General features: G+C 74.0%; 8 protein-coding genes. All 8 read left to right on the forward strand.

The annotated features are described in order from the left end of the window. Positions 1-966 (forward strand): non-ribosomal peptide synthetase (locus ACWGJB_RS02225; RefSeq protein WP_453378369.1); only part of this gene is annotated, 966 nt, incomplete at its 5' end. Further along, positions 966-4,979 carry a non-ribosomal peptide synthetase gene (locus ACWGJB_RS02230; RefSeq protein ID WP_453378370.1) on the forward strand — a complete coding sequence of 1,338 codons (4,014 nt, stop codon included), beginning with the start codon at positions 966-968 and terminating at the stop codon, positions 4,977-4,979. The genes ACWGJB_RS02225 and ACWGJB_RS02230, both read left to right, overlap by 1 nt. 126 nt (positions 4,980-5,105) lie before the next feature. Further along, on the forward strand, positions 5,106-6,113 hold the full coding sequence (locus ACWGJB_RS02235) for a GHMP family kinase ATP-binding protein (RefSeq protein ID WP_453378371.1): 1,008 nt from the start codon (positions 5,106-5,108) through the stop codon (positions 6,111-6,113). Beyond that, the gene (locus ACWGJB_RS02240) at positions 6,088-7,149 is read left to right on the forward strand and encodes a pyridoxal-phosphate dependent enzyme (protein WP_369226556.1); all 1,062 of its coding nucleotides are present in this window, start codon (positions 6,088-6,090) and stop codon (positions 7,147-7,149) included. The genes ACWGJB_RS02235 and ACWGJB_RS02240 overlap by 26 nt, the downstream gene beginning before the upstream one ends. After that, positions 7,146-8,381 carry an ATP-grasp domain-containing protein gene (locus ACWGJB_RS02245; RefSeq protein ID WP_453378372.1) on the forward strand — a complete coding sequence of 412 codons (1,236 nt, stop codon included), beginning with the start codon at positions 7,146-7,148 and terminating at the stop codon, positions 8,379-8,381. Before ACWGJB_RS02240 ends, ACWGJB_RS02245 begins: the two co-directional genes overlap by 4 nt. After that, entirely contained in the window at positions 8,378-9,901 is a 1,524-nt protein-coding gene (locus tag ACWGJB_RS02250) for a lyase family protein (RefSeq protein ID WP_453378373.1), read from the forward strand. The genes ACWGJB_RS02245 and ACWGJB_RS02250 overlap by 4 nt, the downstream gene beginning before the upstream one ends. Then, complete coding sequence (locus ACWGJB_RS02255; RefSeq protein WP_453378374.1) at positions 9,888-10,970, forward strand: GntG family PLP-dependent aldolase; 1,083 nt, start codon at positions 9,888-9,890, stop codon at positions 10,968-10,970. The genes ACWGJB_RS02250 and ACWGJB_RS02255 overlap by 14 nt, the downstream gene beginning before the upstream one ends. Before the next feature lie 160 nt (positions 10,971-11,130). Further along, entirely contained in the window at positions 11,131-11,331 is a 201-nt protein-coding gene (locus ACWGJB_RS02260; RefSeq protein WP_450764813.1) for an MbtH family protein, read from the forward strand. Positions 11,332-11,430 lie beyond the last annotated feature (99 nt).

Consider the following 11,430-nt stretch of genomic DNA (forward strand, 5'->3'; position numbering starts at 1 on the left):
ACCAAATTCCACCAACGCCTCGCCCCCACCGGAGCCCACCTCCACAACCAATGGGGCGCCACCGAAGTCTCCATCGACTCCACCAGCCACACCTGCACCACCGACGACCACGACGCGGACGTCCCGCTGGGCCGTGCCATCGCCAACAACGAGGTGCTCCTCCTGGACGAGCACCTCAACCCCGTCCCGGACGGCATCCCCGGTGAGCTGTACCTGGCCGGCGTCGGTCTGGCCCGCGGCTATCTCGGCGACGCCCGCAAGACCGCGGCGGCCTTCCTGCCGCACCCGGAGGTGCCGGGCGTACGGCTCTACCGCACGGGTGACCGTGGCATCCGGCGCCCGGACGGGTCGCTGGTCTTCCTGGGGCGTGCGGACAGCCAGGTCAAGATCCGCGGCATCCGCATCGAACCCGCCGAGATCGAACACACCCTCCGCCGCCACCCCCATGTCCACGACGCCGTCGTCACCAAATGGGAACCCACCCCCGGCGACCACCGCCTCGCCGCCTACATCACCACCCGACACCACGGAACAGAGGAGGACCTGCTCACCGACCTCAACACCCACCTCGGCGACCAGCTCCCCCTCTACATGATCCCCTCCAGCATCACCGTGCTGGACCGCATCCCCGTCAACGCCAACGGCAAGACCGACCACCGCGCCCTCCCCGAGCCGAAGGCCGCCGCCGAGGAGACGGCGACGCGGGCGAGCGGGGCGGCCGAGGAGCTGGTCGCCGGGATCTGGGCGGAGGTGCTGGGCCGGCCGGACCTGGACATCCACGCCAACTTCTTCGCCCTGGGCGGGCATTCGCTGCTGGCCACCCGGATCGTCTCCCGGCTCCGGACCGCCCTGTCCCCCGACATCCCGCTCGCCCTCATCTTCGACAACCCCACCATCCACACCATGGCCGAAGCGGTCGGACACCTCCTGCCCGCGTCCGGTACGGCCGACGGGAGGACCCCCTGATGACGACAAGTCCGATCGTGGAACGCGCGGTGGACACCGTGCGGCGGCAGACCGGCCCCGGTCCCGCCGTGGACGCTCCGCTGTCGGCGGCGCAGCGACGGGTGTGGCTGCTCGAACACCTCCGTCCCGAGCTCGTCGAGTACAACATGGCGCAGGTCTTCGAGCTGTCCGGCCCGCTGGACGCGGACGCGCTCGCGGCGGCGCTGCGGCTGGTCGTGGAGCGGCACACCATCCTGCGGTCCCGGGTGGTGCAGGACGCCACCGGCGGTCCGCGGCTCCGGGTCGGCCCGGCATCGGCGGTCCGGCTGCAGCGGACGAACCTGCGCTATCTGGCCGTCGGGCCGGCGTACGAGGAGGCGTACCGGCTGAGCGAGGCGGACATCGGCGGCCGGTTCGACCTCGCCGCCGGTCCGTGGCTGCGGGCACGGCTGACCGAACTGCCGGAGCAGCGCCATCTGTTCACCGTGGTCGTGCACCACATCGCCGTGGACGCCGCGTCGATGCAGATCCTCTGGCAGGAACTGTCGCAGGCCTACGCGGCGTTGACCGCGGGCAGCCGCCCGGAGCTGGCGGAGCTGCCGATCCAGTACGCGGACTACGCGGAGCGGGCCGCGCGGCAGCTGGAGACGCCGGAGTCGGCCGCCGAGGTGGAGCACTGGAAGCGGACCATGGCCGGGGCGACCCCGACCGAGCTGCGCGGCGACCGGGCGCGGCCCGCGGTGCGCGGCGGCGCGGGCGCCCGGGTGTCCCATGTGATCGACCCCGGGGTCGCCGACGGGGTGCGGGAACTCGCCCAGCGGTACCGCGTGACGCCGTTCATGGTGCTGTTCTCGGCGTTCGCGGCCCTGGTGTCCCGGCACTCCGGGAGCCGGGACGTGACGGTCGGCGTCCCGATGTCCGGCCGGACGCTCCAGGAGACGGAGGGCCTGATCGGGTTCTTCGTCAACACCGTGCTGCTCCGCACCGACCTGGAGGGGAACCCGACCTTCGCCGAGCTGCTCTCCCGGGTCCGTGGCACCACTCTGGAGGCGTACGAGCACCAGGGCGTGCCGTTCGACGTGCTGGTCGACGAGTTGCGGCCGGAGCGCGATCTGAGCCGCAACCCGCTGTTCCAGCTGCTGTTCAACCTGGTCGAGGAGCAGACCTCGCAGTTGCGGCTGCCCGGGGTGTCGGTCAGGTCGCTGCCGGTGGAGGCGGACACCGCCCGCTTCGACCTGGACGTCACCGTGGTGACGCAGGGCCGGCGGATGGAGGTGCTGATCTCCTACGCGACCGAGTTGTTCGAGTCCGGGACCGTGGCCCGGTTCGCCGAGCACTACCGGCGGATCCTGGCGCACGCGGTGGCGCGGCCGGAGACCCGGATCGGTGATCTGGACCTGCTCGCGCCGGCCGAGGAGCGGCTGCTGCTCTCCGACTGGAACGACACCGCCGTCCCGGAGTCGCCGCTGCTGCTGCCCGACCTGGTGGACCGGCAGGCCGAGCGCACTCCGGACGCGGTCGCCGTGCGGGGCCTGGACGGCGAGGAGATCACGTACGCCGAACTGGTGCGGCGGGCCTCGGCGCTGGCCGATGTGCTGCGGGCCGAGGGCGCGGGGCAGGACGCCCCGGTGGGCGTGATGGTCGAGCGGTCCCCGGACCTGCTGGTCGCGCTGCTCGCGGTCCTCAAGGCCGGTGCGGCCTATCTCCCCCTGGAGTCCGACTATCCGGTGGACCGGCTGGCGTACGTGCTGGCCGACAGCGGGGCCCGGCTGCTGCTGGGCCGTCCGGAGCTGGTGGCCGGGCTGGGCCTGGACACGGACGTGCGGGTCGTCGACGTCGGGGCGCCACCGCCGGTCCCGGCCGGGGCGACACCGATGGCGGTTCGGGTCCGGCCGGACGACCTGGCCTATGTGATCTACACGTCCGGTTCGACGGGGCGCCCCAAGGGCGTGATGGTCCCCCACCGCGGTCTGGTGAACTTCGTCGAGGACATCGGCCGTACCCTCGGGCTCTGCGGTGACGACGTGCTGTGCGCGGTGACCACCGTGGCGTTCGACGCGTCGATACTGGAGCTGTTCGTCCCGCTGGTCCGTGGCGCCCGGGTGGTCGTCGTGGACCGGGAGACCTCCGCCGACGGCGCCGCGCTGGCCGGGGTCCTCGCGGCGGAGCGGGCGACGGTCATGGCGGCCACCCCGGCCACCTGGCATCTGCTGCTGCTCAGCGGCTGGCAGGGCGGCGACCTCCAGGCCGTCTCCGGCGGCGAGGCGCTCTCCGCGCAGCTGGCCCGGGAGCTGGCGCCGCGGGTGTCGCGGCTGTGGAACGTGTACGGCCCGACCGAGACCAGCGTCTACTCGACCCTGCACCGGATCGCCCCGGACGGTTCCGCGGAGCCGGTGTCGATCGGCCTGCCGATCGCCAACACCCAGGTGCACGTGGTGGACGACCGGATGCGGCTGGTGCCGATCGGGGCCGTCGGCGAGCTGGTCATCGGCGGCTCGGGGGTCACCCGCGGCTACTCCGGGCGGGCCGGGCTCACCGCGGAGCGGTTCGTGCCGGACCCGTTCGGCGCCGGCGGCCGGCTCTACCGCACCGGCGACCTGGGCCGCCGACGGCCCGACGGGACACTGGAGTTCATCGGCCGGGAGGACACCCAGGTCAAGATCCGCGGCCACCGGATCGAGCTCGGCGAGATCGAGGCGGTCCTCCAGCGCCACCCGGCGGTGGCGCGGGCCGCGGTGATCACGGCGGGCGAGGACATGGCCCGGCGGATCGTCGGCTACGTCTCCTGGCGGGACGAGCCCGACGAGCCCGGACTCCGCGGCTTCCTGCGGGAGCGGCTGCCGCAGTACATGGTCCCGGCCGTGCTGGTGGGCCTGGACCACATGCCGCTGACGCCGAACGGCAAGGTGGACCGCAAGCAGCTGCCCGAGCCGGCCGCGGAGGCGGGCGCCGAGCCCGTCGCGCCCCGGGACTCGCTGGAGCTGCGGGTCACCTCGATCTGCGAGCGGGTCCTCGGCCGGTCCCCGGTGGGGGTGCGCGACGACTTCTTCGCCGCGGGCGGCAACTCGCTGAGCGCGTTCGAACTGGTCGAGGCGGTACGGCGGGAGCTGGGCGTGAGCGTGCCGCTGAGCACGTTCTTCCGGGCGCCGACGATCGAGGCGCTGTGCGGCGCGCTGCCCGGACTGTCCGCGGTCTCCGAACGGCTGCTGGTGCCCCTGGCGTCGGCCGCGCCCGCCACCGGATCACCGCTGTTCCTGGTCCACCCGCACGGCGGCGGCGTCAGCTCCTACATGGGCCTGGCCCGGGAGCTGGAGGGCAGCGTCGACCTGTACGGCGTCGAGGCGGTCGGCTACAACACCGAGGCGGCCCCGCTGCGTTCGGTCGAGGAGATCGCGGACCGCTATCTGACCGAGATCGCGGAGCTGTCCCCCGAGGGGCCGGTACTGCTCGGCGGCTGGTCGTTCGGCGGTGTGGTGGCGTTCGAGATGGCGGTGCGTCTGGAGCGGGCGGGGCGGCCGGTCGGCGCGCTGGTGCTGCTGGACTCCCCGGTGCCCGGGTCGGCGGACCTGGTCGGCGACGAGGACGTGCTCTCCCGGTTCGGGGCCGACGCCGGACTGTCGTCCGACGAGATGGACGAACTGGACGACAACGCGCTCATCGCCGCCCTGGTCCGGCAGTCCCACCAGGCCGGCCGGCTGCCCGACCGGATCGAGTCGACGGCCGTGCGCCGCATGGTCGACGTGGCCCGCGCCAACGGGGAGGCCGCCGGGCGCTACCGGCCCGGCGCGGTCATCGACGCGGACATCCACCTGATCACCGTCTCCGAGTCCCACCCGACCCTCAAGAGCCCCGACGTCGACCCGGACGCATGGCAGGCGCTGACCCGCGGCCGGGTCGGCACCGTCCCGGTGCCGGGCAACCACCACGACATGGTGCACCCGCCGCACGTCGGTGAACTGGCCGCGCGGATCGCCGAGATCGTCCGCCCCCACCAGGCCGCGGCGCCCGCCGCGCGCCCGTCCGCGGACGCATGACGACGCATGACAAGCAACGACGCCGGCAGGACGCGGGGCCCGCACGGCCCCGCGGCCCCGGCCGCCGCCCGGCGGGGCGGCACGCGATACCTCCATTCCCAGACTCGTACGTTCGAGGAGGCGTAGGTGAAGATCGGCGTGCAGAGCCAGGACGTGCTGTCCGCACAGGACGCGCACGGCCAGGCACAGATGGAGTTGGTGCCCCCGGACCTGGAGCACGGTGTGCTCATGGGCACCGGAACCGCCCCCAGCCACCACGGTGAACTGCTCCAGGGGGTGTTCGAGGACGACGGCAGGCTCCGCCGCGGCCTGGTGACCCTGCCCTGCCCCCTGTTCGCCAGCAACGCCACGGTGCGGCTGAGCCGGTGGGAGCCGGAGCTGACGGTCACCCCGGCGTGGAAGACCAAGGCCCTGGACGCCGCCCGCAGCACGCTGGAGGTGCTCGGCATGGGCGCCTACGGCGGTGAGCTGGAGCTGCGCGGCGACGTCGCCGTGGGCCGCGGCCTGGGCTCGTCGACCAGCGACGTGACGGCGGCGATCCTCGCGGTGCTGTCGGCGGTCGGCCGGCACCTCGCGCCGGAGCGGATCGCCCGGATCGCGGTGGCCGCCGAGGCCGCCACCGACCCCCTGATCTACTTCGACCGGATGCTGCTGTTCGCGCACCGCGAGGGCGCGGTCATCGAGGACTTCCACCGGCCGGTGCCGCCACTGGCGGTGCTCGGCTTCTCCTCGGCGGACCAGGAGATCGACACGCTGGCGCTGCCGCGGGCGCGGTACAGCGCCTGGGAGATCGAGTGCTTCCGCGCGCTGCGCGGCCTGATGCGCCGCGCCGTGGCGAGCGGTGACCACCGGGAGCTGGGCCGTATCTCCACCGCGAGCGCCCGTATCAACCAGCGGTTCCTTCCGGTGCCGCGTTTCGACCGGGTGCTGGAGATCGCCGACGAGACCGAGGCGCTGGGCGTCCAGGTGGCGCACAGCGGCACGGTCGCCGGGCTGCTCTTCGCACCCCACCAGCCGGGGCTGGAGCAGCGCCTGGCGCTGGCCGCCCGCCGGCTCTCCGCACTGCGTATCACCGACCATTGGCGCTATATCGCCGGGAGCGACTCTCATGTCCCGTACGCACACCAGTCGTAGGGCCTTCACGAGCGTGGTCGACGGCCACGTCCTGCCCAAGGTCATCCAGGTCGGGCCCAACGTGTTCGGGGCCGCCTTCCATCTGATGAAGCTGCTGCCCGCGCAGTTCATCCTCACCAGTGCCATCGAGACCGGTGAACTCACCGAGGACACCACGGTCGTGGAGACCACGTCCGGCACCTTCGGGCTCGGGCTCGCGATGGTGTGCCGGCTCAAGGGGATCCCGCTGGTCCTCGTCGGGGACCCGGCGATCGAACCGCCGCTGCGCCGGCGGCTGGAGGCGCTGGGCGCCCGGGTGAGCATCGTCTCGGGTCCGGAGCTGCGCACCCGTGGCGTGCAGCAGGCCCGGCTGGACCGGGTGGCCCGCATCCAGGCGCGGCTGGGTTCGTACTACACACCCGGCCAGTACGACAATCCGCTCAACCCGGTGTCGTACGGGGCCGTCGCCGAGCTGCTGCTGGAGAGCACGGGCACGTTCGACGCGCTGGTCTGCCCGGTGGGCTCGGGCGGTTCGTCGTCCGGGATCGGCTCGTTCCTGCGGGCGCTGAACCCGGAGCTGAAGCTGATCGGCGTGGACACCCCGGGCAGTGTGCTGTTCGGCGCGCCCGCCGGGCCGCGGCAGCTGCGCGGTCTGGGCAACGGCCTGGTGCCGCCCGTCCTGGAGCACACCCTGTTCGACGAGATCCACTGGCTGGACGCCGCGACCGCGTTCACCGCGACCCGCCGGCTGCACGCCGAGCACGCCCTGTACATGGGGCCGACCAGCGGCGCCGCGCACCACGTGGCGCAGTGGTACGCCGAACAGCACCCGGAGCTGCGGGTGATGGCGCTCTTCCCCGACGAGGGCCACCGCTACACCAACACCGTGCACAACGACGTGTGGCTGCGCCGCAACGGCTTCCTCGCCGCGCCGCCGCCCGACGGGCCCGGCACGCTGGACCATCCGACCGAGGTCGGCGGCGCCTGGTCCCGGTTCTCCTGGCACCGCCGTACCCGTGACGAGGTCGTCGCCCTCGCGGAAGGGGTGACCGCATGATCCGGGAGGTCTTCGTCCTCGTCGAGAGCAACACCACCGGGACGGGACGGCTGTTCCCGGCGGCGGCCCGCGCGCTCGGCCTGCACCCGGCGCTGCTCGCCGCCGATCCGTCCCGGTACGCCTCGGTGGGCGGTGCCGAGGTGGTCCGTACCGACACCGACAGCGTCGAGGCGGTGGTCGACGCCTGCCGGAGCCTGGGCGGCGGCGGGCGGCGCGTCGTGGGCGTCGCCACCAGTTCCGACTACTACGTGGAGACCGCGGCCGCCGCGGCCACCGCCCTCGGGCTGCCCGCGAACTCCCCCGCCGACCTGGCCGCGGTCCGTGACAAGGGCGCGCAGCGGGCCCGGCTCGCCGCGGCCGGGGTGCGGGTGCCCCGGTTCACCGTGGCCGGCACGGTCGAGGAGGTCCTGGCCGCGGCCGCGGAGACCGGCTACCCGGTGGTGGTCAAGCCGGTAACGGGCAGCGGCAGCCTCGGGGTGGTGCTGTGCGCGGACCCCGCGCAGGCGGCCGGGCACGCCCGCGAGCTGCTGGCCCGCGGGTTCAACGAGCGCGGCCGGCCGGTGCCGCGCCGGGTCACGGTCGAGGAGTACGTGAGCGGCCCGGAGTACTCGGCGGAGGTCCTCGACGGCTCGGTGGCCGGGATCACCGCCAAGCACCTGGGGGCACCGCCGCTGTTCGTGGAGACGGGGCACGACTTCCCCGCCCCGCTCGCGGCGGCCGACCGCGAGGCCGTCACCGAGGCCGCGGAGGCCGCCGTACGGGCCCTCGGGATCGCCCTCGGTCCGGCCCACGTGGAACTGCGTGTCGGCTCCGAGGGACCCGTGCTGATCGAGGTCAACCCCCGGCTGGCGGGCGGCTGGATCCCCCGGCTGGTCCGGGAGGCGACCGGGACCGACCTGATCCTGGGGACGGTCGCGGCGTACAGCGGCCGGCCGGTGCCGGTGGCCGCCACCGTGGTCCGGGGGGCCGCGATCCGCTTCGTCGTGGCCGAGGGCAGCGGCGAACTGCGCGGCATCGACGGGGTGGCACAGGCCTGTGCCGTCCCCGGCGTGGTCGACGTGGAGACCTACCGGGAGCCCGGCGCAGAGATCGTCGTGGCCGGCGACTTCCGGGACCGGATCGGGCACGTGCTGGCCCGTGGCGCCTCCGCGGCCGAGGCCGCGGCCGCCGCCGACGAGGGCGTACGCCGGATCAGACCGTCCCTCGCCGTCCGTGAGGAGGTGCCGGCATGACGGACTCCGGCCGCCTGCGCACCGCCGCCTCCCCCGAGATCCGCCGCATGCTGCTGGAGCGGCGCGATCCGCCGCGGCCCGCCTGGAAGAGCGAACTCGACCGGATCACCCATGTCGACCTCGCGCACGTCGTCATGCTGGCCGAGCGCCGCATCATCGGCGCGGCGACCGCCTCCGCCCTGCTGGCGGCGGTCACGGAGCTGCGCGAGCGGGACTACGCACCGCTGGAGACCCGGCCCGCCCCCCGCGGTCTCTACCTGGCCTACGAATCCCATCTGATCGAGACCCTCGGCGAGGAGACCGGCGGGGTCCTGCAGACCGGCCGCTCCCGCAACGACCTCGGCGTCACCTGCCTCCAGCTGGCGCTGCGCGAACCGTACCGCCGGCTGTCGGAGGAACTGGCCGAACTGGGCCGGGTGTTGCTGGAACGCGCCCACGAGTACCGCGAAGTGCTCATGCCCGCCTACACCCACTTCCAGGCGGCCGTGCCGGTCACCTACGGCCACTACCTGCTGGGGCTGGCGCAGACCTTCGAGCGGGACGCCCGGGCCCTGGCCCAGGCCGGCGAGGGGCTGGAGCGGTGTCCGCTGGGCGCCGGCTCGATCGGCGGCACGACCGTCCCGATCAACCCGGCGCGCACGGCCGAACTCCTCGGCTTCGGCGAGCCGGTGCGCAACTCGGTCGACGCCATCGCGACCCGGGCCCCCGCGCTGCGGATGCTGACGGCGGCCGTGGTGCTGGGGGTCACGCTGGACCGGGCCGCCCTCGACCTGCTGATGTGGTCGAGCGCCGAGTTCGGGCTGGTGACGATCCCCGACGGCCTGGTCGGGTCGAGCTCGATGATGCCGCAGAAGCGCAACGCGTTCGTCCTGGAGCATGTGCAGGGCAAGTCCGCGGCCGCCCTCGGCGGGCTGACCGCCGCCGCGAGCGCGATGCGGGGCACGCCGTTCACCAACTCCATCGCGGTCGGCACCGAGGCGATGACCCATGTGATGCCGGCCCTGGACGCCACCGTGGACGCGGTGAAGATCCTGCGGCTGGCCTACGACGGGGCCCGGCCGGTGCCCCGGGCCATGGCCGCCCGGGCGACCGAGGGGCTGACCCACGCGACCGCCACCGCCGAGTGGCTGGTGCGCCAGGGGGTGCCGTTCCGGCGGGCCCACCACCAGGTCGGGGAGGCCGCCCTCGCCGTCGTGGAGGGACGGGCCGACTCGCTGGGCGCCGCCCTGGACACGCACGGCCAGGTGCCGGACGGCGAGTCCTACGACCTGAGGCCGCAGAGCGTGTGGTGGGCGGCGGAGTTCGGCGGCGGCCCCGGACCCGCCTCGTTCCGGCGCTGCCACGAACCGCTCACCCTGCGCTGGGAGGACCACCGCACCCGGCTGGCGAAGGAGACCGCCCGCTGGCTCGACGCCGACGAGCGGCTGCGGGACGCCGTGGCCCTGGTGCACGGCAGGACCGAGCAGACCCCCGCGACCGCCGGACCCGAACCGAAGGATGCCTTCCATGACGAGCCCTGACCGCGCCGCCTCCGCGGCACCCGTCGTCGAACTCCGCAGCGACACCTTCACCCTGCCGACCGCCCGGATGCTGGCGGAGATGACCAGAGCCCCGCTCGGCGACGACGTCTACGGCGAGGACCCGACCGCCCGCGAGCTGGAGGAGCTCGCCGCCAAGCTCCTCGGCATGGAGGACGCCTGTTTCATGCCGAGCGGCACGATGGGCAACCTGGCCGCCCTGCTCGCCCACTGCCCGCGCGGCACCAAGGCCCTCGCGGGCGCCGAGTCCGACATCTACGTCTACGAGGCCGGCGGGGCCTCCTACTGCGGCGGCGTGATCGTCGAACCGGTGGCCAACCGCCCCGACGGCACCATGGCGGTCGCCGACATCGAGGCCGCCTTCCCCGAGGATCCCGAGGACCCGCAGTTCGCGCTGCCCGCCCTGCTGTGCGTGGAGAACCCGCAGAACCGCTGCGGCGGGCGGGTGCTGCCGCTGGAGTACCTGGCCGAACTGCGCGACCTGGCCCGAGCCCGCGGGGTGGCGGTGCATCTGGACGGGGCCCGCATCTTCAACGCGGCGCTCGTCCTCGGCGTCCCCGTCCATGTCATCGCCGGATACGCGGACTCGGTGCAGTTCTGCCTGTCGAAGGGGCTGTCCGCGCCGGTCGGGTCGATGGTCGCCGGCAGCACCGAGTTCATCCGCTCCGTACGCCGGATCCGCAAGATGCTGGGCGGCGGCATGCGGCAGGCCGGGCTGCTGGCCGCCGCCGGGCTGGTCGCGCTGCGGGAGATGACGGCCCGGCTCGGCGACGACCACGCGACGGCGCGCCGGCTGGCCGAAGGGCTCGCCGCGCTGCCCGGGGTCGTGGTGGAGCCGGTCGAGACCAACATGGTGTTCTTCCGCGTCGAGGCGCCCGGCCTGAGCCAGGCCCGGTTCATCGAGCGGGCCTGGGAGGACGGCGTACGCCTCGCCGAACTGGGCCGCGGCCGGATCCGGGCGGTCACCCACGCCGGGGTGGACGGCGCCGACGTCGACCGCGCCCTGGCGGTCTTCCGCAACCTCCTGGCACCGCGGCCGGCCGCCGCCTGAGCCGACCGGCAGACCGACAACCTCACAGACCCACAGACCCACAAACCCACAGACCGACGGGCCGACCGACCGATCCGACGGACCGTTCCCACGCCCCGTCCGCACCACCCGATGCACACCCATCCCTGAATCACCTTCAGAACACGATCGGAGAATCGTCATGCAGCAGAACTCCCAGCAGTGGCTCGTGGTCGTCAACGACGAGGAGCAGTACTCGGTCTGGGCCGCGGACCGCGGCATCCCGCAGGGCTGGCGCGCGGTCGGCGTCAGCGGTCCGAAGGAGGACTGCCTCGACCACATCGAGCGCACCTGGACCGACATGCGCCCGCTGAGCCTGCGGACCGCGACCGCCGCCGCGTAACACCGGGCACGGGGGTGGGGGGGGGGGGCCCCCCCCCCCCCCCCCCCCCCCCCCCCCCCCCCCCCCCCCCCCCCCCCCACCCCCCCCCCCCCCCCCACG

The sequence above is a fragment of the Streptomyces sp. NPDC054813 genome, from assembly GCF_053611365.1.

What these genes read in the sequence shown, in the direction of transcription:
- ACWGJB_RS02230 (WP_453378370.1), top strand. Translation starts at nt 966, where the DNA reads ATGACGACAAGTCCGATCGTGGAACGCGCGGTGGACACCGTGCGGCGG.
- ACWGJB_RS02240 (WP_369226556.1), top strand. Translation starts at nt 6,088, where the DNA reads ATGTCCCGTACGCACACCAGTCGTAGGGCCTTCACGAGCGTGGTCGAC.
- ACWGJB_RS02245 (WP_453378372.1), top strand. Translation starts at nt 7,146, where the DNA reads ATGATCCGGGAGGTCTTCGTCCTCGTCGAGAGCAACACCACCGGGACG.
- ACWGJB_RS02250 (WP_453378373.1), top strand. Translation starts at nt 8,378, where the DNA reads ATGACGGACTCCGGCCGCCTGCGCACCGCCGCCTCCCCCGAGATCCGC.
- ACWGJB_RS02255 (WP_453378374.1), top strand. Translation starts at nt 9,888, where the DNA reads ATGACGAGCCCTGACCGCGCCGCCTCCGCGGCACCCGTCGTCGAACTC.
- ACWGJB_RS02260 (WP_450764813.1), top strand. Translation starts at nt 11,131, where the DNA reads ATGCAGCAGAACTCCCAGCAGTGGCTCGTGGTCGTCAACGACGAGGAG.